Source organism: Sphingomonas bacterium (assembly GCF_903642285.1).
Lineage (GTDB): Bacteria > Pseudomonadota > Alphaproteobacteria > Sphingomonadales > Sphingomonadaceae > Sphingomonas.
The window spans coordinates 1-23,423 of record NZ_CAHJWJ010000035.1 but is presented as its reverse complement, the minus strand read 5'-3'; the positions used below and the strand labels follow the sequence as shown (position 1 = coordinate 23,423).

Sequence of the window (23,423 nt, the reverse complement as noted above, 5' to 3'; positions counted from 1 at the left end):
GCGGGTTCCGTGGCGGCGGCGGCGGCGGTGGCTTCGGCGGCCGCGGTGGCCAGGCCGGCGGGCGGCTGCAGTTCGCCTTGTACCATACCTGGTATTTCACCGATTCGGTGCTGATCCGGAACGGCCTGCCGAAGCTCGACCTGCTGAACGGCGATGCGATCGGCTCGAGCGGCGGACAGTCGCGTCACCTCGTCGAAGCGCAGGCGGGGTACAACAACAACGGGCTCGGCGTGCGGCTGTCCGCCAATTACGCGAGCGGCACTGAGGTCAGCGGCGACACGACCGGGGCGACGAGCGGAACGCTGAACTTCGGCGGGCTCGCCACCGCGAACCTCCGGCTGTTCGCCGATCTGGGCCAGCGACTCGATCTGCTGAAGGCGCATCCCTGGCTGCGGGGGATGCGGATCGTGCTGTCCGCGGACAATCTGTTCGACAGCCGCCAGCGCGTGACCGACGGGACCGGCGCGACACCGGTCAGCTACCAGCCCGACTATCTCGACCCGCTTGGCCGAACGGTGAAGCTGACGGTGCGGAAATTGTTTTTCTAGCTCTTCCTTCGTCATCCCCGCGAAAGCGGGGATGACGGGAGGCACGCGCTTCGTCGGAGCAGGCCGCCTACCCCGCCCGCCGCACCGTCCGGTCCACCGCGTTCAGCCGGTCCAGCGCAAAGCTTTCCGCGAATTCGATCCCGGCCTTGCCGTCCTTGGCCCAGCGGATCCGCGCGGCGAACATCTGATCCTCCAGCAGTTCGATCAGCACGTCGATCCCGCCGGGTTCGCCGTCGATCTCGATCCCGTCGATCATCGCGCCGCCCGGCGAGATGTCGCGGATCCGCACGTCGCCCACCACCTGCCCGATCGCCATTCGCGCGGACCGCAGCATCTTGGTCCGCGGTGCACGGCTGACCTTGTGGCCGATCGGGGTGGCGAGGCCACCGCCCGCGAGCTGCTCCTCGACCGCCGCCGCGGGCATGCCGCGGCCATAGACATAGCCCTGGATGTGGCTGCATCCCAGTTCGCGGACCAGTTCGATCTCGTCCTGGATCTCAACCCCTTCGGCGGTCGTCTCCATGCCGAGCGTATCCGCCAGCGTCACGATCGCCTTGATGATGGCGGCGTTGCGGTTGCCCGGCATCACCGCGCCGCGCACGAACGACTGGTCGATCTTGATCTTGTCGAAGGGGGCCGAACGAAGATAGCCGAGCGAGGAATAGCCCGTTCCGAAATCGTCGAGCGCGAGCCGGACGCCGAGCGCTTTCAGCGCGCGGAACATGCGTTCGGACGACGCGCTTTCGTCGAGGAACACGCCTTCGGTGATTTCCAGCTCCAGGCGTGCCGCCGCGATCCCCGATGCCGCCAGCGCGCTGGCCACGATCGCGGGCAATTTCGGATTGGCGAACTGGATCGGCGAGACGTTGACCGCGACTCGCACATCGTGCGGCCAGCGCGCGGCGGCGTGGCAGGCGGTCCGCAGCACCCATTCGCCGATCTGTTCGATCAGCCCGCATTCCTCCGCCACCGGCACGAACATCGCAGGCGATACCGATCCGCGGGTCGGGTGGTCCCAGCGAAGCAATGCCTCGTAACCGACGATCCGCACGTCCTTCGTCGCGACCACGGGCTGATAGGCGAGGTGGAAGGCACCGGTGCCGAGCGCATGACGCAGATCGTCTTCCAGCAGCGCGCGGCTCTGCGCGCCCGCCAGCATCTCGTCCGAATAGAAACGGTGGACGCCGCGCCCGTCCGCCTTCGCCGCATATAACGCCAGGTCGGCGTTGCGGGTGAGCGTCTCCGAATCCTCGCCATGTTCCGGCGCGATCGCGATGCCGATCGAACAGCCGATGGTGACCGACGTCCCGGCGATGAAATAGGGTTGCGACAGCGATGCGATCAGATCGCGCGCCAGGACCGACAGCGGCTCGCGCGCGTCCATCCCCGGCAGCACGACCTGGAATTCATCGCCGCCAAGCCGGCCGACCAGCCCCTGATCGCCGACTCCGCGCTGCAGCCGCTGCGCCACCTGCTTCAGCAGCGCGTCGCCGGCGGGGTGACCGAGCGTGTCGTTGACCGCCTTGAACCGGTCGAGGTCCATCAGGAACAGCGCGGTGGCGCGGTACGGCCCGGCCTTCTGGTTGAGCGTCTTGTCGAGCGACAGATGCATGCGCTGCCGGTTGGCGAGCCCGGTCAGCCCGTCGAACAGCGCGAGCCGGGTGATCTCCGCCTCCGACTTGCGCTTTTCGGTCAGGTCGGTCCCCGATCCGATGAACCCCTGGAACCGGCCGAGATCGTCGACGACGGGCCGCCCAGACATCGACCACCAGCGCCCGCTTTCCGACCCGTCCATCCCGGTGCGTGCGGCGCAGACCGAATACTCCGAAAAGCTGGTCCGCGACGACAGATGGAAGGCAAGCGTCCGCTCGGTGCCCGGGGTCGTGCTGTCCATACGGAACAGGTCGGTCAGCAGCGCCGGGGTGCCGCCGCCGTCCGCGCCATTCGCGCCCGGAGCGGACATCTCGGCGGCGACCTGCGGGGACAGATAGGTGACCCGGCCGTGGCGATCGGTCTCCCAGAACCAGCCGGTCCCCTGGCCTTCGAACTCGGCGACCATCTTGGCGGCGAACCGGCCCTCGCTGGCCTCCGCCGCGCGTTCCAGCGCCTGGCGCAGATCGGTCCGGCCGAGCCGCATCAGGCCGACCGCGACACAGGCGAAGAACGGCAGCGCGGTCAGCGGCAGCGTCATGCCGGGCGACTTCGCCGCCAGCGCGACGATCAGCCCGGCACCGAGCCCGAGCGTTCCGGCCCGCACCGGTACCACCGCGACCGAGACCGCGATCAACGCCCCCGCCGCCGCCGCGACCCCCGCCTGCTCCCAGTCGCCGCCGGGCAACTGGCCGACCGTCCAGGCGAGCCCGAGCAACGTCCCGCCGAGCACCGCGGTGGCGACGACCAGCGCGCGCATCCGCCGGTGCACGACGTGCTCGGTCGTCGCCGGCCCGCGCAGCAGCCACAGGATCACCCCCGATACCGCCAGCACGGTTCCCGACAGGGCGGCGATATCGATGACGGCGGATTGTTCGACGAGCGCCGCGGTTACCGCGACCGCCGCGCCGCCGATGACCGCGCAAAGCGACACCGGCCATATCATCGCGACTCGCCGGAACTTCGTCAGATGCATCTCGACCGCGGCGTCGCGTACGTCCTCGCGCAGCCCGAGCACGCGCAGCGTCGCGGCGATCCTGCGCGCGAACGGTTCACTGGAGGAAGGGTTACCTGGCATACCGGGAAGGGATAGCGCGCGATGCGTTTCGAAAGCGTATCCACGCCGCACACTTTGCCGCGTCGACGCGAGCGGCTAAGCACGGCGGCATGACCATCATCATCCGCGCAGCCGACCTGATCGAAAGCGTCGCCGACGCGCTGCAATTCATCAGCTACTATCACCCGATGGATTATATCCGCGCGCTGGGCACGGCGTACGAGGCTGAACGGGGTCCGGCGGCGAAGGACGCGATCGCGCAGATCCTGACCAACAGCCGGATGTGCGCGGAGGGGCACCGCCCGATCTGCCAGGACACGGGCATCGTCACCATATTCGTCAGATGGGGCATGGACTGCCGGCTCGACACGATCGCCCGCTCGTTGCAGCAGGTCGTCGACGAGGGCGTACGGCGCGCCTATCTCAATCCCGAGAACAAGCTGCGCGCCTCGATCCTGGCCGATCCCGCCTTCACCCGGCGCAACACGAAGGACAACACCCCGAGCGTGCTGAACGTCGAGATGGTGCCGGGCAGCACCGTGTCGATCGACGTCGCCGCGAAGGGCGGCGGGTCGGAGAACAAGTCCAAGTTCAAGATGATGAACCCCAGCGACTCGATCGTCGACTGGGTGCTGGAGATGCTGCCGCAGATGGGGGCGGGCTGGTGTCCGCCGGGGATGCTCGGCATTGGCATCGGCGGCACGGCGGAAAAATCGATGCTGCTCGCCAAGCAATCGCTGATGGGCCAGATCGACATGGCGCAGTTGAAGGCGCGCGGGCCGAAGAACGATATCGAGGCCTTGCGGATCGAGATCCACGACAAGGTCAACGCGCTCGGCATCGGTGCGCAGGGCTTGGGCGGGTTGTCGACGATCCTGGACGTGAAGATCCTCGACTGGCCGACGCATGCCGCGTCCAAGCCGGTCGCGATGATCCCCAATTGTGCCGCCACCCGCCACGCGCATTTCACGCTCGACGGTTCGGGACCGGTCTATCTGGAACCGCCCAGGCTGGACGAATGGCCCGACGTCCACTGGACCCCCGACAAGGCCGCGATCCGCGTCGACCTGGACACGCTGACGCCCGAGATCGTGCGCGGCTGGAAACAGGGCGACCGGCTGCTCTTGAACGGCAAGATGCTGACCGGCCGCGACGCCGCGCACAAGCGGATCAAGGACATGTTGGACGCGGGCGAACCGCTCCCCGTCGATTTCCGGGGCCGGGTGATCTATTATGTCGGCCCGGTCGACCCGGTCGGCGAGGAGGTGGTCGGCCCCGCCGGCCCTACCACCGCGACGCGGATGGACAAGTTCACGAGGCTGATGCTCGGCCAGGGCCTGCTGGCGATGGTCGGCAAGGCGGAACGCGGGCCCGACGCGACCAAGGCGATCGCTGAGGCGCAATCCGCCTATCTGATGGCGGTCGGCGGCGCGGCCTATCTGGTCGCGCGCGCGATCAAGGGGTCGAAGGTCGTCGGCTTCGCGGATTTGGGGATGGAGGCGATCTACGAATTCGAAGTCAGCGATTTCCCGGTGACGGTAGCGGTGGATAGCGAGGGCGCAAACGTCCACCAGCTGGCGCCGCTCGTTTGGCGCGAGAAGATCGCGCGGGAGGGGTTGTTGGTGGGGGCGTGTTCTTAGCATTGTAGATACATGTGTTGACACATGATCTGCTTGCCCTATCGGTCACGTTACGACAGTGGAGGGTGCCATGCGCGTACAAGTCAGAAAATGGGGCAACAGCGCCTCGGTCCGTATTCCCGCATCGGTCATGGCCGCAGCCACGCTGCATATCGATCAGGAAGTCGACGTTCGCGAAGAGGAAGGACGCGTCGTGATCGAGGCGGTGCGTACGCCGATTTATGACCTGGACTCCCTGCTCGATCGGATGACGGCCGACACGTTTCCCGATACCGTCGATTACGGCCCGCGCATCGGCAAAGAAATTTGGTAATGGCCTATGTGCCGGACGTCGGCGACGTGGTCTGGCTGGAATTCGATCCACAGGCAGGGCACGAGCAGGCAGGCCGCCGCCCTGCCCTCGTCCTTTCGCCGGCACGGTATAACGGCATGCGCGGCATGATGATCTGTTGCCCGATGACGTCGCGGATCAAAAACTACGCCTTCGAGGTGGTGGTCAGCACCGACCCGCCGAGCGTCGTGCTGATCGATCAGATCAAGAGCCTGGACTGGCGGGCTCGACGCGCGACGCGGAAGGATGTGGTGTCCAAGGCCGTGGTCGCGGATGTCAAGGCGAAGCTGAAGGCATTGCTAACCGTGTAGTCCGTCATGATATTCGCACCGCCGAGGCGAAAATTACACTGCCCGCCGGGCGACGGCTTAATGCGATCATTCTGAATGGCGCAAGCTACCCCTTCGCCACCCAATCATCCCCGATCGCCTGCAACACATCCAGCGGTACGCGACCGTTCGCCAGCACCGCGTCGTGATACGCCTTCAGGTCGAACCGCGCGCCCATCTTCGCCTTCGCCTTCTCGCGGATACCGACGAACACCGAATGGCCCAGCTTGTAGCTCGCCGCCTGGCCCGGGTTCACGCAGTACCGCTCCACTTCGCGCGCCGCGAAGCCCTGGGTTTCGCCCTCTTGTTCCACGAAGCGGCGGATGCCCTGTTCGCGGGTCCAGCGCAGGTGATGGATGCCGGTATCGACGACGCAGCGATTGGCGCGGAACAGCATGAACTTCAGATAGCCCAGCCGCCCGAGCGGATCGTCGTCGTACATCCCGATCTCGTCCGCCAGCTGCTCGGCGTACAATGCCCAGCCCTCGGCATAGCCGGAAAAGCCCGACAGCTTGCGGATCAGCGGCAGCCGCGTGTTCGACAAGGCCAGCCCGCCCTCCAGCTGGTGCCCCGGCAGCCCTTCATGGAACACCGTCGTCGCCAGGCAGAATTTGGGCCAGTCGCCCGCATCCTTGAGGTTGAAATAGACGAGCCCCGGCCGCGACCCGTCGATCGCGGGCGACTGGCTGAACGCCGCCGCCGCACCCGCCTCGGTCTGCGCCGGCACGCGGCGCACTTCGAAGCTGTAGGGGGGCACGCGGTCGAAGACGGTCGGCAAGCGCGTACGGATCGCATCGAGCCGGCCATTGGCATAGGCGATCGCCTGCACCTTGCCGGCGTCGGTGTTTGGGTAGACCTGGCCCGGATCCTTGTAGAGCGCGGCCATGCGTTCGCCGACCGTCCCCTTGGTGTAGCCCTGCTTCTTCAGCTCGGTGTCGAGCCGCGCGGTCAGCATCGCCGCCTGGTCGAGCCCGAATTTATGGACCTCGTCGGGAGTCATGCTGGACGTCGTCGTCGCCTTCAGCGCGACGGGGTAGAAGGCCTCGCCCTGCGGCAGTTTCCACACACCCGCGTCGTGCGTCGCCTTGGCGCGCAGCTCTTTCGCATAAGCAAGCTGGCGCTGGAGCGCGGGCAGCACGCTGTCCGTGTAGATGCGCGCGGCGTCCGTGGCGTAGCGATCCCCCAGTCCCTTCGCCGCGGCGCGCCTGGCGAGCGACTTCACCACCAGTGCATCGGCCGCGGGGGTCGCGGTCTTGCCCATCTGCTCCAGCGTCAGGTCGAGGATGAAGTCGGGCGGCGCCACGCCGATGCCGGCGTCATGCCGCATCCGGTCGGTGTTCGCGTCGAGCTGCGCCGGCCAGGCGGCGAGCCGCGACAGATACGCGTCGGCATCCGCCGCGGTATCGATCCGGTGCTTGGTATCGAGGAAATCGGGGATCGACTGATACGATCCCGATAGCTGCGACACCACGTACGGGCTGGGGCCGTAGGACGATCCGCCGAAGTCGAATGCCGCCACGGCTGCGGCGGAGCGCCGGGTGTACAGCACGCAGTCCAGGTCGATCCGCTCCGCCGCCGACAGCGCGGCGCGGTCGACCGCTTCCAGCTGTTTCAGCTGCGCACGGCTTTCCGCGCGGTTGGCGGCGATGCCAGCGGCGGACTGGTCGGAAAGCTTGCCGCGCAAATCGGCATTCGCGCCGGTATCCAGCCCGATATTGGTCGCGAATTCGGGGCTGCGGCGAAGCTCGGCCTGGACGAACCGATAGAACATCACGTTCAGCGGCGTCTCCGCCCCGTCAGGGGCGACGCGCGGCAGCGCCGCGACGGCGAGGCGCGGCATCATCATCGCCGCCGCCCCGGTCGCGGCGGAGCTCAGCAGGAAGGCGCGGCGTTCCATCATCGGATCGATCCTCATTTCACCACCGGCAGGGTGATGTAGCTTTCGTCCGGTCCGGCGACGGTCACCTTCTGCGTCGCCGCGACATAATCCGCGGGTTTCGCGAAGAAGATGTTGGGGACGAAGGTCTGCGGATTGCGGTCGTAGAGCGGGAACCAGCTCGACTGGACCTGCACCATGATCCGGTGCCCGGGGCGGAAGACATGGTTCGTCATCGGCAGCGCGAAGCCGTATTTCAGCGGGACGTTCGCCGCGATCGGCTTGGCGACCGACAGATCCTCGCGGTATCGGCCGCGAAAGATGTCCATCGCGACGCCCAGCTCGTATCCCGCCATCGTCTTGTCGCCGGTCAGTCCTTGCGGATACACGTCGATCAGCTTGACCACCCAGTCGCTGTCGGTGCCGCTGGTCGACGCGGTCAGATGCACTTCGGGCGTGCCCGCGATCGTCACCGGCTGCGTCAGCACATCGGTTTCGAATTCGATCACGTCGGGGCGTCCGGACACCCCGCGCTGATCGTCGACCAGCCATTGCCGCCAGGTCGATCCGGTCGCGTAGGTCGGCTTGTCGGGCCGCACGCGGTAACCGACCGGGGTCGCCGGATCGGCGATATAATCGCGCGTCTGCACCGGCCCGGCCGCGGCGTCGAAGCCGAGCGCGCCGCCGGGCTTGAGATACAGCGGTACGCCGCCGCCCCCTGCTCCCCCAAGCGTCGTCGGCCAGGTCGGCAGCTTCTGCCACCGGTTCGCGCCCGACTGGAAGGCGGAGACGGTCGCGACGTCCATCGGCGGCGAGTCGCTCTTCAGATAATGCGCGAGAAACGGCGCGAGGATGTTGCGACGCCAATATTTGGCGGTGTCCTGGTCCCATTTGATCGCGCCGAGCGTGCTGGCCTCGCCCGCTTCCTGCCCGTGATGCCAGGGCCCCATCGACATATAGACCATGTCGTTGTTCGCGTCCTTGGGCTTCAGTGCGCGCCATACCGCGGGGGCACCGTAGATATCCTCCTGGTCCCACAGGCTGGCGACCAGCATGACCGGCACCTTCAGCGGCTGTTTGGCCAGGACCTTGTCCATCGCCGCTTCCTGCCAGAAACGGTCATAGGCGGGATGCTCGGTGATCTTGCGCCAGAAGCCGAGCTGCTCCAGCCCCTGCGCCTTCCCGACCGCGCCGGCCGAACCCGCTTTCAGGAAATAGTCGTAATCGTCCGCATAGTTGGTGCGCCATTTGGTATCCGCCGCCCGCGTGCCTTCCTGGCTCAGGATATATTCGGTCATCTCCTCGCGGAACGCGCCGTTGTGGAACCAGTCGTCGCCGCGCCAGCCATCGACCATCGGGTTCATCGGCACCGACACCTTCAGCGCGGGGTGCGGGTTGATCAGCGCCATCAGCGGCAGGAACCCGTCATAGCTGATCCCGATGATCCCGACGCGACCGTTCGATTCGGGTACGTGCTTCACCAGCCAGTCGATCGTGTCGTAGGTGTCGGTGGAATCGTCGAACTTGGTCGGGTTGAACGGCGATCCGGCGGGCGCGGGGTTCATCATGTAGATGCCCTCGCTCTTGTGCATGCCGCGCACGTCCTGGAACACGCGGATATAGCCCGATGCGGTGATCGGGTCCTGGTCGGTATCGTCGCTGCCGGGCAGGCTGGCATAGATGCCCGGCGTCGTGCTCGCCAGTTCCTCGGCGTCATAGGGCGTCCGGGTCATCAGCATGCCGACGCCCGTCGCACCCTTGGGGATCGCGATGACGGTGTGAAGCTTGGTCCCATCGCGCATCGGGATATCGGCGACGCGGCGGGTATAGCCGTAACCCTCGTCGCGCGGCGCGAGTTTGGCTGGCCGTTCGTCATATTGCGCCGCGGATTTCTGCGCGGATGCGGGGGGCCCAGCAGCAAGGGCGACGAGCGAGACGACAGCGGCCAGCGTACGGATCATGCGGTGTCTATTTCCCTGTTCGGCGTAGGCGCAACGTCCTCGCCGGCAGGGTTAATGTCAACGCGGTATGTGCCTTGCCGTCATGCCGGCAAATCAGCCGTTACGCGAACCAGTCAGCGGGAAGCTGCCGAATGCGCCCGCGCCGACGGTGCCGGTCAGCGTGTCGCCGGCCGCGGTCGCCTTGCAATCGAGCGTCATCGGCATCGGCACGCTGACCGACTGCGTCCAGACGATCGTATCGCCGTCCACGGTGCCCGACACGTCGCTCGATCCCATCGCGCCCGACGCGGTACCGGTGAAGCTGGCACCGTCGCTCGTGACGCTGAGCGTCAGCTTCTGGTCGCCCAGCGGCGATTTGACCACGCAATCCCAGCTTCCGTCAACGCTCGCCATCGCATTCTCTCCTGATCTTCGAACGATCTACTTCGTGCCCTGGTCGGGCGCTGCGGCGACTTCGACCGGCAGGCCAAGCGTGTCAAGCTGCGGCTTGACCTTCGCCGCGTCGCCGATGACGACCCAGGTGATCCTGTCGGGATCGATCGCCGCCTTTGCGGCGGCGTCGAGCACCGGCGCGGTCAGCGCGCGATACCGGGCGGGCAGGGTCGCCTGATAATCGTCGGGTCGGCCATAGACCTGGTTGCCCTCCATCGCGCTCAGCACCGCCCCCGCGGTCTCGAACCGGCCCGGCAGCGCACGGACGGCACCGTCGATCGTACGCTTCAATTCCGCTGGGGTCACCCCCTTGTCGCCGAGGAAGCTCGCGATGTCGCCGCGCATCGCCGCGATCGATGGCCCGGTCTGGTCCGCCTGGACGGGTGCGTAGATCATATAGGGCACGATGTGCTGGACGGTGTTGAGGAACCCCTGCACGCCGTAGGACCAATGCTTCGTCTCGCGTATGTCCGTATTGAGACGCGACGAGAAACTGCCGCCCAGCACGGCGTTTGCCTGGGTGAGCGGGACGAGATCGTCGGTGCCCTGCTTCGGTGTCAACTGCCCGGCGAAGATCAGCGATTGCGGGACGCCCGGCCGGTCGATGACAACGATCCGACCCTTGACCGGCGGCAGCGCGCCGGTGAAATCCTTGGTCGGCCCCGTCCCGGAGACATGCCAGCCGCCGAAGCTTTTTTCGAGCAGCGGCACGACCGCCGCCAGGCTGGTATCGCCAACGACGAAGATCGTCGCCTTGTCCGGCCGCAGCCACGCGTCGCGGAATGCGACCAGGTCGGCCCGCGTCAGCGCGGCGACGACCGCGGGATCGCCGGTCCCGGTGAACGGCACGCCGTACGGGCTGTTCTTGCCGTACAGCATCGGCGGCAGCACGCGCAGCGCCAGCGGCTCGGGTTCCTTCGTCTCCGCCGCGATCCCCGCGAGTTGCTGGCCGCGGACACGGTCGATATCGGCCGGTCGGAACGCGGGATGGCGCACGATATCCGCCATCAGGTCGAGCGACGCGGCAAGATTGGGGGTCAGCGCCGCCATCGACACCGAGGAACGATCCATCGTCGCGGACGTGTTGATGGCGGTGCCCAGCGCCTCCTGCGTCGCCGCGATCTGCGCGGTGTCGTAGCGGTCGGTGCCTTGTTTCAGCACGCGCAGCATCAGCGAATGCGTGCCCGGCTTCGCCTTGGGATCGGCGGCGGCACCGGCGTCGAAATCGATCGAGACGTTGACGACCGGCACCGCGCCGCGCCGCGCGAATTCCACCGGGATGCCGTTCGACAGCACCGCATGCTCGATCCTGGGGAAATCCAGATCGGCGATCGGCGCGGGCAGCGGGATGCTGCCGCGCGTCGCGGTCTGCGGCGCGGGACCGGTCGCGCCCGCCGGGGCCTTGACCGGCGGCCGCGCGGCAGGCGTCGCGGCGGTGACGCTCGCGGCCTCGTCATAGGCATCGCGCTGCCCGGGCTCCAGCGTATAGGCCAGCACCGGCCGTGACAGCCATGTCCGTGCCGCCGCCTGCACCGCCGCCGGGGTCAGTGCGGCCTCCTCCGCCAGTTCCTTGCGGTAGAAGCCGGGATCGCCGGCATAGACCGCGCCCGAGGCGAGCGTCACCGCCTTGCCGCTGAAGCCGCCGACCCCCTCCAGCCCGCGGATCGTGCCGGCGATCGACGATGTCTTCGCACGGCGCAGCTCGGCCTCGGTCGGGCCCGACCTGATGAAATCGGCGACCGCGGCGTCGATCGCGGCGCCCACCGCGACCGGGTCCGCCCCCGGCTTCACGACGGCGTCGATCTCGAATTCGCCGACGCGTTCGAAATTGTCGGAGCCCGCGCTTACGCTGACCGCGACCTTGCTGCCGCGCACCAGGCTTTGCTGAAGCCGCGAACTGTCCAGGCCGCCGATGATGCTGGCGACCATGTCGAGCGCCGGCGCGACCGGATCGAGCGAACCCGGGATCGCCCACACCCGGGTGACGGTCGTCTGCGCGACCTGGTCCTTGAAGACCAGGTCGACGCGCTTCGCCAGCGTCGGCACCGCGGCCTGGGTCGGCACGTTCGCCGGCCCGCGCGGGATGTCGCCGAAATATTTCGCCACCAGCGGTTTCGCTGCGGCGATGTCGATGTCGCCGGCCAGTACGAGCACCGCATTGTTCGGCCCGTAATGCTGCTGGAACCAGCCCTTCACGTCCGCGAGGCTGGCCTTGTCCAGGTCGCCCATCGAGCCGATCGTGGTGTGGTGGTAGGGGTGGCCTTCCGGGAACAGCGTCTCCAGCACCTTGTAGTCGACCAGCCCGCCGGGCTGGTTGTCGTTGCCGCGCTTCTCGTTCTGGACCACGCCGCGCTGGATATCGAGTTTCGCCTGCGTGATCGCGCCGAGCAGATGCCCCATCCGGTCGCTTTCGAGGAACAAGGCGGTGTCGAGCGCGCCGCGCGGGACCGTCTCGAAATAATTGGTGCGATCGAAATAGGTGGTGCCGTTCAGCCCGGTCGCGCCGATCGCCTGCATCGGCTGGAACCAGCTCTGGTCGCTATTCTCCGATCCGCCGAACATCAGATGCTCGAACAGATGCGCGAAGCCGGTGCGCCCCGCCGGTTCGTCCTTCGACCCGATATGATACCAGACCGACACCGCCACGATCGGTGCCTTGCGGTCGGTATGGACGACGACGCGCAGGCCGTTGGGCAGCGTGAACTGTTCGAACGGGATATCCACCGCTTTTACCAGGTCCGCGACCGGCGCGGGCTTCGCGTCCTGTGCCGCCGCGGGTGCCGCCAGCGCGACGAGTGCCGCGCCGGTCAGCGCGAAGGCCTTGGTCATCATGTTCTCCCGATCCCTGTACCGGCAACGTATCAGCCGCGAAGGGTCGTGCAACCGTCCTTCGTGCCAGCGTCCGTTACAGCCGTTCGAGGCCCCCCTTCATGCAGCTGATCGGGACCTTCCCATGACGAATTTAGCGACAGGCAACTTGTGTTGCCCAAATACAACATTACCTTCCGGCCGAACCACAGGACCACGCGATGAACCTCGAAAAATTCACCGACCGCGCCAAGGGCTTCCTCCAGTCGGCGCAGACCGTCGCGATCCGGATGAACCATCAGCGGATCGCGCCCGAACATATCCTGAAGGCGCTGCTGGAGGACGAGCAGGGCATGGCGTCCGGCCTCGTCACGGCAGCTGGCGGCGATGCGAAGCGCGCGCTGTCCGAGACCGATCTGGCGCTCGCGAAGATTCCGGCGGTCGCCGGCTCGGGCGCGCAGCAATCGCCCGGGATCGACAACGACGCGGTGCGCGTGCTCGATTCGGCCGAACAGATCGCGCAGAAGGCGGGCGACAGCTTCGTCACCGTCGAGCGGCTGCTGGTCGCGCTCGCGCTGTCGCTGAACACCGCGGCGGGCAAGGCGCTGAAGGCCGCCGGCGCGGCGCCCGAGGCACTGAACGGCGCGATCAACGGCCTGCGCCAGGGCCGCACCGCCGATACGGCGGGCGCGGAGGACCGGTACGACGCACTGAAGAAATTCGCGCGCGACCTGACCCAGGCGGCGCGCGACGGCAAGCTCGATCCGGTTATCGGCCGCGACGAGGAGATCCGCCGCACGATCCAGATCCTCGCGCGCCGCACCAAGAACAACCCGGCGCTGATCGGCGAACCCGGCGTCGGCAAGACCGCGATCGCGGAAGGGCTCGCGCTCCGCATCGCCAATGGCGACGTGCCCGACACGCTCAAGGACCGGCGCCTCATGGCGCTCGACATGGGCGCGCTGATCGCGGGCGCGAAGTATCGCGGGGAGTTCGAGGAGCGGCTGAAGGGCGTGCTCGACGAAGTGAAAGCCGCGGAGGGCGATATCGTCCTGTTCATCGACGAGATGCACCAGCTGATCGGCGCGGGAAAATCCGAAGGCGCGATGGACGCGGGCAATCTGCTCAAGCCCGCGCTCGCGCGCGGCGAGCTCCACTGCGTCGGCGCGACGACGCTCGACGAATATCGCAAATATGTCGAGAAGGACCCCGCGCTCCAGCGCCGCTTCCAGCCCGTCATGGTCGGCGAGCCGACCGTCGAGGACACGATCTCGATCCTGCGCGGCCTCAAGGACCGCTACGAACTCCATCACGGCGTGCGGATCACCGACGGCGCGATCGTCGCCGCGTCGACTCTGTCCAACCGTTACATCACCGATCGCTTCCTGCCCGACAAGGCGATCGACCTGATGGACGAGGCCGCATCGCGCATCCGCATGGAGGTGGAATCGAAACCCGAGGCGATCGAGACCCTCGACCGCCGGATCATCCAGCTGAAGATCGAGCGCGAGGCGCTGCGCCGCGAGACCGACGCTGCGAGCGTCGACCGGCTCGGCAATCTGGAGGCAGAGCTTGCCGATCTGGAGGAGCAGTCGGGCGCGCTGACCACGCGGTGGCGGGCCGAGAAGGACAAGATCGGTGCCAGCGCGAAGCTGAAGGAACAGCTCGACGCGGCACGGCTCGAACTGGAGCAGGCGCAGCGATCGGGCGATCTCGCGCGCGCCGGCGAGCTGTCCTACGGCACCATCCCGGCGCTCGTCCGCCAGGTCGAGGAGGCGCAGGGCGAAACGCACGGCGCGATGCTGCGCGAGGAAGTGACCGCGGACGACATCGCCGGCGTCGTCAGCCGCTGGACCGGCGTGCCCGTCGAACGCATGCTGCAAGGCGAGCGCGACAAGCTGCTCGCGATGGAAGCCACGATCGGCAAGCGCGTGATCGGGCAGGACCATGCGGTCCGCGCGGTCTCGACCGCGGTCCGGCGCGCACGCGCGGGGTTGCAGGACCCGAACCGGCCGCTCGGCTCGTTCCTGTTCCTCGGGCCGACCGGCGTCGGCAAGACCGAACTGACCAAGGCGCTCGCCGAGTTCCTGTTCGACGATGCTGGTGCGATGGTGCGGATCGACATGAGCGAATTCATGGAGAAGCACGCGGTCGCGCGGCTGATCGGCGCACCGCCGGGCTATGTCGGGTATGAGGAGGGCGGCGTGCTGACCGAGGCGGTACGGCGGCGGCCGTATCAGGTCGTGCTGTTCGACGAGGTGGAGAAGGCGCATCCGGACGTGTTCAACGTCCTGCTCCAGGTGCTCGACGACGGGCGGCTGACCGACGGACAGGGGCGGACGGTCGATTTCACGAACACGCTCATCATCCTGACCTCGAACCTGGGGTCGCAGTACCTCGCGAACCTCGGCGAGGGCGAGGATGTCGCGGCGGTCGAGCCGCAGGTGATGGAGATCGTCCGCGGCCATTTCCGCCCCGAATTCCTCAACCGGCTGGACGAGATCATCCTGTTCCACCGGCTCGGCCAGGCGCAGATGGCCCCGATCGTCGACATCCAGATCGGCCGCGTCGGCAAATTGCTGGCGGACCGCAAGGTGACGCTGGACCTGACCGATGCCGCGCGGATGTGGCTCGGACGGGTCGGCTACGACCCGGTGTACGGCGCGCGACCATTGAAGCGCGCGGTGCAACGGTATCTGCAGGACCCGCTGGCGGACCTGATCCTGCGCGGCGCGGTGAAGGACGGGGCCACGGTGCGGGTGGACGAGGGGGATGGGGGGTTGGTGTTGGGGGTGGGGTGATCGGACAAACGGCAACACGTAAAAGGGGCGGCTCCCCTCGCAGGAACCGCCCCTTTTTTTGTCTTCAGTGCGAACGATCAGAACTTCGCCCGTACGCCGACCCTGAAGTAGCGACCGATGATCCCGGCATTCGCCCAGGCGGGATTATACTGATAGCCGCCATAAGTACCCGGATCGTACGGTGCCGCCACATTAAGCAGATTCAGGACGTTGCCGTACAGCGTGAAACGGTCGTTGACCTTGACGCTCGCGGTCAGGTCTACATCGATGAACGACTTCACGTCGCAGACCACCGGGGTGGCGTTGTCGCGATAGACGGCGACGTCGCCGCCCAGGCTGTTATAGCAATCGTCGTAGATGCCGCCATTGTCGGTTGCGGAGAGATTATAGCCGCTGGTGTAGTAAGCGGTGACACTGAGCGAATAGCGGTCATTGAAGTCGACCGTATTCTGCCAGCTGCCGCGCCACTTGGGCGTGCCCGATGCCGAGGTGTTATTCTCCGGCCCGAGCGTACCATCATATCGTTCATAGGAACCATTGGCGCGCGTCAGCGAAGACTTGATGATGAAGCTCGCATCGAGCGATGTCGAGAACTTGATACTTGGCGTGATGTTGTACGAGCCCTCGAGATCGAAATCGATACCCGAGACGAGTTGCTTGGCACCATTCGAGAAGCTGCTTTGGACGAAGCCGAGGAGGGGCAATGCGTTGGGGAATGCAGCGTCCGCCACGGCCGGGATCACCGTTACGCCGGGAATGTTGACCACGCCGTTGTTCGAATAATATTGCGACAACGCATTACCGGCCGAAACCGCCAGGATGACGTCCGTCTTCTGAATGTTGAAATAATCGACCGACAGGCTGACGTTGCGTGTCGGTTCGATGATGACGCCACCCGTGAAGTTGCGCGACTTTTCAGGCTTCAGGTTGGGATTGCCGATCGACGTCAGACCGTAGCTGTAGGCGCTCGTCGCATAGGCGTCGTTACCATGCGCGGCATAGAAGGCGTTGGCGGCGGCCAGGCTACCCGCAGTCACCGCAGTCACCTGCGAGTTGACATAGCCCGTCGTCGGCAATGCGAACGACTCCGCGAAGCTCGGGATGCGGAACCCGCGCGAGTATGTGCCCCGGATCGCCAGCTGACGGATCGGCGTGAATTTCGCACCGATCTTCGGCGAGAAGTTGCTCTGCCCCGTGGAATAGCTGTCATACCGTCCCGAACCGTTGATCTCCAACTGGGTCAGGATCGGCGCATCGATTTCGAAGAAACCCGATGCAACCGCGCGCTGCCCAGTGGTGCCGAAGCCGTTTACACCGCTCGAATAGCGCAGCGAACCGAGCGTATCGCCTGCGATCACCGGATTGGCGCTCGGCGCGTAGATCGATTCATGACGATAGGAACCGCCGGCCGCGACGTTCAGCGGACCGCCCGGCAAAGTGAACAGCTGCTTGGTCAGGATCAGCTGACCCTGGTACAATTCGGAGTCCGAGAGGTTGACGAAGCTCGGTGCGATATAGTTCCGGACCGTCGCAGAGTTGGCGCTCTGATTGATGAAGTTGTACGAGCCATCGGCCACAGCGTTGATCAGGTTCTGCAGGTAGATGTATCCGTTGTACGTTGCCCGCAGGTGGTCCTTATTGTAGGTGCCTTCCAGCTTGTAGTCGAACAGATTGCCGACGCTGCCGTTGACGCCGCCTGCGATGCGGTAGGTGTCGGTCTTGCGCTCGTTGCTGAGCGGGACGTTCTGAAGATAGCCGACGACGCGCGCATCCTGGCCCTGGGCTGCATAGGGATTGTTCGGGTTCAGCGTGCCGTTCGCGGCGGTACATCCGCCTACCTTCGTCGGCACGGTGTTGACCAGCGTCGCATTCGCACCGCCGAGGTTGCAAACGAAAACGGGTAGCGCAAGATTCGCGAGGCTGAGCAGGGTACCGCCCGCGGGCGAAGACGAACGGAACGATGTCGGCGTCCCGGTGTAGAATACGTCGCTGCGATAGAAGTTCGCCGCCAGATAGGCCTGGGTCTTGTCGTTCAGCTGCACGGTCAGACGAGCACTGCCGCCGATACGCTGTTGCGCCGGCGTGATGACGCTGTACAGAAAGCGGTTATCCTGTAGGCAGTTCGTCAGTGCCGCCGTCGCGCCGGCTGCGGAGGCCGCCTGCGCAGCGGTCAGCGTGGTCGTCTGCAGCGCGCCGCAACCCTGAGCGGGGTTGAGCAACGTGTATCGCGATCCTGCGATCGCAGCGGTGTTCGTGCCGTTATAGGCGCGCACGACCGGATAGTTGGTCGTTCCCAATCCCGCATAGGTACCGTCGAATTGCGTGCCGTTCGCCACACCGTTGGTGCGGCAGGTCCGCGACCCAGCGGCGATGGTTGCCGTACCGACGCTCGCCGCGCACAATTGGCTGAGATCGTTGGTATTGTAGGGATAACCACGGTCGCGGTTATAGAGGATTTCGTCGTTCTGATATTCGCCGCTGACGTAGAAGTTGAAGTGGTTATCCTCCAACGTGCCGAAGCCATAGGTCGCGTCGAAGCGTTGTTCGCCCGAGTCGCCTCTACTCGATATGCCGCCCGATGCGTTAAGGTGAAGCCCAGTGATCTGCTTCTTCGTGATGACGTTCACCACGCCCGCGACCGCGTCCGCGCCGTAGGTCGACGACGCGCCATCCTTCAGCACCTCGATCCGGTCGACGATCGCGTCCGGGATCGAGTTGATATCGACGAAGTTGCGCGTGCCGTCGTCGGCCAGCGGATAATAAGCGGCGCGCAGGCCGTCGAACAGCACGAGCGTCGAATCGGTGGTCAGGCCGCGCAGCGAGGGGGCGGAAGCGCCCGACGCGAAGGCACCGTTCGCCGAGAAGGAATTGGGCAGCGTGCCCGCGCCGTTAGCCGACAGGCGCTGGATCGCCTCGGTAACGGTGTTGATGCCGCGCTTCTGCAATTCGTCGGCGGTCAGGACGGTGACGGGCGACGGCGTCTCGGTGTCGGTACGACGGAACAGCGAACCGGTGACGACGATGTCCTTTTCGTTCGCGGCCTGGTCCGACGACTGGTCGGTCGTCGGCGGCAGCGTCGCAGACGAGGTCTGCGCGGTAGCGATCGACGGCACGCCAGCGATCAGGATCGCCAGCGGCGCGGCCGTGGCGAGAAGCCACGTGCGGCGAACGAAGGTCGTCGTATCCATGTATTCAGTCCCCCTGATGAGCGCGCCCGCGTGTCGCGGTGCGTGCCTGATCCCTCTCCGCGCGACCATCCCGGTCTTGCGGCGTTGCAACAGGAATGCGTGTCGTCGCGCATCAAGTAAAGCAGGTCAGGGATTCGCCTGACACTTTTATGAGTTATATGTCATGTTGTGATATATATAGCACGATCCTAAGGCTCGGCCTCTGATCGTGCGTTGCGGCCGCGCGGGGCCAAAAAGCAAAGGGCGGCTCCTTTCGGAACCGCCCCGGATCGCGCGCTGAGCGGCGATCAGAACTTGAAGTTCGCCCCCGCGCGGAAATACCGTCCGACAATCCCGCCCTGCGTCCAGGTCGGATTGTAGTTGACCGCCGCATAATTGGCGGGGTTGAGCGGCGCATGCGCATCGAAAACGTTCAACGCGTTGAAGTAGAACGTGAACTTCGGGTTCACCTTGATCTGCGCTACCAAGTCCAGCTGGAAATAGCCCTTGGTATGGCAGAAGGTATTGCCGAGGCTCGGATCGTAGAGCTGATCGTTGCAGCTCGTGGCACCCGATCCGTTCTGGTCGACGGCGACGGCCTTGTAACCGCTGGTATAATAAGCCGTGCCCGAGAGGGAATACTGACCATATTCGACCGTATTCTGCCAGTTCGCGCGCCAGCGCGGCGTACCTGCACCGGACGATAGAATATAGGGTGCCTGCGTTCCCACATAATTGTCGACCGGTGCGCCATCCGCAGCCTGGAATTTGTAGTCGAGGATTTCCGTACCTTCGAGCTTGCTGGTGAACCGGAAGTCCTGCACGTGGAAGTTCGCTAGGAAAGATGCGTCGATGCCCGACGTCTTGAGCGAAGCTGCGTTCTGATACAGCGAGTTGACGACCAGCACCTTTCGAATAGCGGTGGGCGCAAGCGGATCAGGATCGTCGAGCGTAACGGTATAGCCGGCAGGCAATGCGAGGCCGGCGTAATAATTGGAAACCGCAGTCGCCGCGAGCGGACCGCCGGTGATGACCTGCGTCTTCTTGATATTGTAATAGTCGAACGTCATGCTCAGCCAGCTAAGCGGCTGGAGGATGGCACCGCCCGTAAAGCTGCGCGACAATTCGGGCTTCAAATTGGGGTTTGATGCGGTGTTGTAACCGAACGCATAGCTCTTCACGTAAGCGTCGTTGTTATGTGCCGCGATCACCGCAGCGGGCGGCGTCGCGCTGGTATAGCCGATCACTGATCCGCTCTGCGATTCGGCGAAGCTTGGCGCGCGGAAGCCCTTCGAATACGTCCCGCGAATTGCGAGTTGCTTGAAAGGCTGGAACTTCGCGCCGATCTTCGGCGAGAAGCGGCCATAACCATCCGAGTAATGATCGTACCGGCCCGACGCTGTGATATCCAGCTCCTTGAAGACCGGCGCATCGGCTTCGAAATAACCGGCGACGATGGTGCGCGATCCCGCTGCGGTGACCGCGTTCAACCCGAGAAAAGCGTCGTTGGCATTGGCGTTAGGATTGTTCAGGCTCTCGTGACGGGCCGATCCACCGACGCCGAGCTGGAACGCGCCGCCCGGCAGCTGGAACAGCTCCTTGGTGACGACCCCCTGGACCATATACAGTTCGGAGGTCGCCTTGGTGGAAACCGAAGGAGAGACCGAATCGCGCACCGCCTGCGTATTGAGTAACGGATTGATGAAATTATAGGTGCCGTTGTTGATCGCCGCCGTCAGTCCAGCGATGTTGAGATAGCCGCGATTGACGCCCGTCAGGTCGCTCTTCGCGTAGGTGGCATCCGCCGAATAGGTCCAGCCCTGCCCGAACGATCCATTGATGCCACCCGCCACGCGATACACATTGTTGGTCGTCACCGACGAAACGGGAAGATCGCCGAACGCGTAAGCAAGCTGCGCGGCCAGACCCTGCTGCGCATAGGGATCCTGCGGGTTGAGTTGGCCATTCGCCAGGAAGACCGGCAAGACGATGTTCGTCGTCGAAACGGGATTGTTCTGCCTGACGGTGAACGGCGCACCCGTCGAGAAGACGCTGCTGTGGTAATAGCTGCCCGTCAGATAGGCTTCGGCGCGGTCACCGATCTTGAAGGTGCCGCGACCGCTGAAGCCGTAACGGGTCTGTTGCGGCTGGATCGTACCGTAGGGCGCGACATTCTGTTCGCAATACGCGCCCGAGCTGTCTTTGCGGGCGATCGTGCCCGTCGCGCAGCCACCGGCCGTCAGGACCTGGGTGAGACCGCCAGGTACCGATTGTCCCGAAAGGATATTGCCCGCGATGGTTTGCACCGCTGGCCGAACAACCGCGCTGATGCTGGTCGCACGCGTGCCGAATGCGCCGAACGCACCGTTATTGTTATCATCGCCGCCGATCGAAGTAAGGTCCGCGGTGTTGTACGGAAAACCACGATCGGAGACCTGGATCAGGTCGTCGCGCTCATATTCGGCGTTCAGATAAACGTTGAAATGCTGCTCGGTCAGGTCGCCATAGCCCGCGCTGAGGGTGGCGCGCTGCTCGCCACCGTCGCTGCGCTCGGATACGCCGCCTTCGACGGTTCCTTCGATACCCTTGATTTCCTTGCGGGTAATGATGTTGACCACCCCGCCGATGGCGTCAGCGCCATAGGTCGACGATGCACCATCCTTCAGCACTTCGATCCGGTCGATCGTGCTCTTGGGGATCGAATTGAGGTCGACGAACGCGCGCTGGCCGTCATCGGCATAAGGGTAGTTGGTAGTCCGGATACCGTCGATCAGCACCAGCGTGGAATTGACGGTCAGACCGCGTAGCGACACGCCCGCCGAACCGGAACCGAAGCCGGCCGCGAACGCAGTCGGGATCGAACCGCTATTGTCGGCGGAGATCGACCGGACCGCGTCGGCAACATTGGTAATGCCGGCGTTTTGGAGGTTCTGATTGGTCAGCACGGTAACGGGCGATGCCGTCTCGGTGTTCGCGCGACGGAAAAGTGTGCCGGTCACGACGATGTCATTTCCGGTCGTCGCAGGTTCCTGCGCGGTATCTGGGTTTACTTGGCTGTTATTTAGCGTGGCGGACCCGGCAACGGTCGTCGCAGGCTGGTTCTGCGGAGCCGCGTCTTGCGCGACCGCGGGCTGCGTAACCACCGCGCCGGCACCGAGGAGTACAAGAACCTGCAATGCCGTGCCGGAATTGAACGTCTTGCGAGCAAAATGGAAAGTCTTGGCCATATAAGAACCCTTTATTACAACCATGACCGCGCAAAGCGCGGACCGTGAACGGACCGTCGCGTGCGGCCCTTGATGCGTCGGTCGTTTCTAACCGCCTGCTATGAAATCGCCGATGGTCCGAGCGCTTCCGGGTGTAAAGACCGCATTCCGTCGCCCCCGTGCTTTGATTGCCGGTGTAACCTAAATGGCACTGATGCTGACATACTTGTCATTTAATCATTATGATTACGACATTAATTTCCTGCAGGCATCGGCCCCGCGACCACGAGCGGATCGAGCTTCGCTTCCCCCCATTTCAACCCCCAGTGCAGATGCGGACCCGTCGCGCGTCCGGTCATGCCGACCAGCCCGATCGGCTGGCCCTGGCGGATATGGTCGCCGACATGCACGTCGATCCGCGAAAGATGCAGGAACGCGCTGTTCAGCCCCATGCCATGGTCGATCATCAACAGATTGCCCTCCAGCGTGAAGGGGTGGTCCGCCACCAGGGTGACGACGCCGTCCGCGGGGGCGGTGACGACGGTGCCCGTCGGGCGCGCGATGTCGATGCCCGAATGATAGGCCCCCGCCTCGCCATTCTTGTAGATCCGCTGCGACCCAAAAAAGGTCGAGATGCGGCCAGTGGTCGGCCAGGTGAATTGCTGTCGCCAGCCCGCGGCGTCGGTCGCCCGCGCCCGCGCGGCGGCGATGGCGGCGAGTTCGGGCGGGCGGACGACGGCGAATTCGGCGTCGGGCACCGGCGTCTTGGGCAGGCTGTCGAGCCGCGACAGGGCCCAGCCGCGCGGCTCGATCGTCAGGGCTTGTATCACGAACCGCCCGTCCGCCAGCGTGGCGACCAACATCGCCGCACTTTTCGCATCGCGGTCGAACCCGGCGATGAAGCGGCGATCGGGCGCGAGCATCACCGGCTTGCCGTCCAGCGTCAGCGAGACCGTGCCCGCGGGCGCGGTACCGCTGATCAGGCCCCCTTGCGTCGTCGTGCCGGTCCAGTGGAACGCGTCGGACTGGCCGGCCGCCGGGACGGCGATGACGATAGCGATCCCCAGCGGCGCCGCGGCGATACGCCTCATTGCGGTGCCATCGCCTCGGTCGCGATCGCCGCGCTGGCATAGGCTTCCTGGCGCGCGACGTTCCAGTAGCGCAGATCCTCCAGCGCCACCCGCGCGCCCGACACCGCGCACAGGACATGGTCCCCTGTCGCCAGCACGCGAAAGCCATTGGCCATATAATAGAGCCGCGCGGCGCGATCGGTATTCGACATCAACATAGCGTCGTCTCTCAGAACAAGGTCGGCTGGTCGGCCCCGGGCTTCCCATCGATTTTGCCATAGCCCTTCCCCGTGGGGCGCTCAACGCGCGGCGCATCGGTCCACGCATCGACCGTGCCGTCGGCGAAGTGCAGCGTAACCGCCCCCGCGCCGCGCGCCGCCGCCGCGGTCGCCAGCGTCGTTGCCCTGCCTTGTACTGTCACCCGCGCGTAGCCGCGGTCGAGCACGCGGTCGGGGTTCAGCGACACGGCCAGCCGCCAGCTCGCTTCCAGCCGCGCGCGCGCCGCCTCCAGCCGCGTCGCCAGGATCGCAGGGCGCAGCGCCCCCGA

13 protein-coding genes and 2 pseudogenes are annotated in these 23,423 nt (G+C 65.5%); 5 read left to right on the top strand and 10 right to left on the bottom strand.

Features of this window, described 5'->3' with window-relative positions; genetic code table 11:
* Window positions 1-548: pseudogene (locus tag HUU99_RS14205) on the top strand (TonB-dependent receptor); the annotation flags it as partial.
* A gap of 67 nt (window positions 549-615) precedes the next feature.
* On the opposite strand, the gene HUU99_RS14200 reads toward HUU99_RS14205, so the two are convergent.
* Window positions 616-3,276 (bottom strand): EAL domain-containing protein, encoded by a 2,661-nt coding sequence (locus tag HUU99_RS14200; RefSeq protein ID WP_254603239.1) that lies wholly within the window; start codon window positions 3,274-3,276, stop codon window positions 616-618.
* Window positions 3,277-3,365: 89 nt separating this feature from the next.
* Here HUU99_RS14200 and HUU99_RS14195 point away from each other — a divergent pair, with 89 nt between their 5' ends.
* The 3 genes from HUU99_RS14195 to mazF all read left to right on the top strand — a co-directional run bounded on the left by HUU99_RS14195 (window position 3,366) and on the right by mazF (window position 5,537).
* Complete coding sequence (locus HUU99_RS14195) at window positions 3,366-4,895, top strand: fumarate hydratase (RefSeq protein ID WP_174287234.1); 1,530 nt, start codon at window positions 3,366-3,368, stop codon at window positions 4,893-4,895.
* A gap of 70 nt (window positions 4,896-4,965) precedes the next feature.
* Window positions 4,966-5,208 carry an AbrB/MazE/SpoVT family DNA-binding domain-containing protein gene (locus HUU99_RS14190; RefSeq protein ID WP_174287233.1) on the top strand — a complete coding sequence of 81 codons (243 nt, stop codon included), beginning with the start codon at window positions 4,966-4,968 and terminating at the stop codon, window positions 5,206-5,208.
* Window positions 5,208-5,537, top strand: coding sequence for an endoribonuclease MazF (gene mazF / locus HUU99_RS14185; protein WP_254603237.1), 330 nt, complete (start codon window positions 5,208-5,210; stop codon window positions 5,535-5,537). The genes HUU99_RS14190 and mazF overlap by 1 nt, the downstream gene beginning before the upstream one ends.
* Window positions 5,538-5,622: 85 nt before the next feature.
* On the opposite strand, the gene HUU99_RS14180 is transcribed toward mazF, so the two are convergent.
* The 4 genes from HUU99_RS14180 to HUU99_RS14165 form a co-directional block, all read right to left on the bottom strand.
* Window positions 5,623-7,470 (bottom strand): DUF885 domain-containing protein, encoded by a 1,848-nt coding sequence (locus HUU99_RS14180; protein ID WP_254603236.1) that lies wholly within the window; start codon window positions 7,468-7,470, stop codon window positions 5,623-5,625.
* Window positions 7,467-9,392: a CocE/NonD family hydrolase gene (locus HUU99_RS14175; protein WP_174287231.1), complete on the bottom strand. Its 1,926-nt coding sequence runs from the start codon at window positions 9,390-9,392 to the stop codon at window positions 7,467-7,469. The genes HUU99_RS14180 and HUU99_RS14175 overlap by 4 nt, the downstream gene beginning before the upstream one ends.
* A 93-nt stretch (window positions 9,393-9,485) precedes the next feature.
* Entirely contained in the window at window positions 9,486-9,785 is a 300-nt protein-coding gene (locus HUU99_RS14170; protein WP_174287230.1) for a hypothetical protein, read from the bottom strand.
* 27 nt (window positions 9,786-9,812) lie between these two features.
* Window positions 9,813-12,653: a M16 family metallopeptidase gene (locus tag HUU99_RS14165; RefSeq protein ID WP_174287229.1), complete on the bottom strand. Its 2,841-nt coding sequence runs from the start codon at window positions 12,651-12,653 to the stop codon at window positions 9,813-9,815.
* Window positions 12,654-12,853: 200 nt separating this feature from the next.
* Here HUU99_RS14165 and clpB point away from each other — a divergent pair, with 200 nt between their 5' ends.
* On the top strand, window positions 12,854-15,433 hold the full coding sequence (gene clpB / locus HUU99_RS14160; protein WP_174287228.1) for an ATP-dependent chaperone ClpB: 2,580 nt from the start codon (window positions 12,854-12,856) through the stop codon (window positions 15,431-15,433).
* A 77-nt stretch (window positions 15,434-15,510) separates the two neighbouring features.
* Here the strand turns inward: clpB and HUU99_RS14155 are convergent, their stop codons facing one another.
* The 5 genes and pseudogenes from HUU99_RS14155 to HUU99_RS14130 all read right to left on the bottom strand — a co-directional run.
* Complete coding sequence (locus HUU99_RS14155) at window positions 15,511-18,621, bottom strand: TonB-dependent receptor plug domain-containing protein (RefSeq protein ID WP_174287227.1); 3,111 nt, start codon at window positions 18,619-18,621, stop codon at window positions 15,511-15,513.
* A gap of 287 nt (window positions 18,622-18,908) precedes the next feature.
* Entirely contained in the window at window positions 18,909-21,827 is a 2,919-nt protein-coding gene (locus tag HUU99_RS15410) for a TonB-dependent receptor plug domain-containing protein (protein WP_217430836.1), read from the bottom strand.
* Window positions 21,828-22,060: 233 nt separating this feature from the next.
* Window positions 22,061-22,897 carry a M23 family metallopeptidase gene (locus tag HUU99_RS14140; RefSeq protein WP_174287226.1) on the bottom strand — a complete coding sequence of 279 codons (837 nt, stop codon included), beginning with the start codon at window positions 22,895-22,897 and terminating at the stop codon, window positions 22,061-22,063.
* Window positions 22,894-23,094, bottom strand: coding sequence for a DUF2093 domain-containing protein (locus tag HUU99_RS14135; RefSeq protein ID WP_174287225.1), 201 nt, complete (start codon window positions 23,092-23,094; stop codon window positions 22,894-22,896). Before HUU99_RS14135 ends, HUU99_RS14140 begins: the two co-directional genes overlap by 4 nt.
* A gap of 11 nt (window positions 23,095-23,105) precedes the next feature.
* Window positions 23,106-23,423: pseudogene (locus HUU99_RS14130) on the bottom strand (exodeoxyribonuclease VII large subunit); the annotation flags it as partial.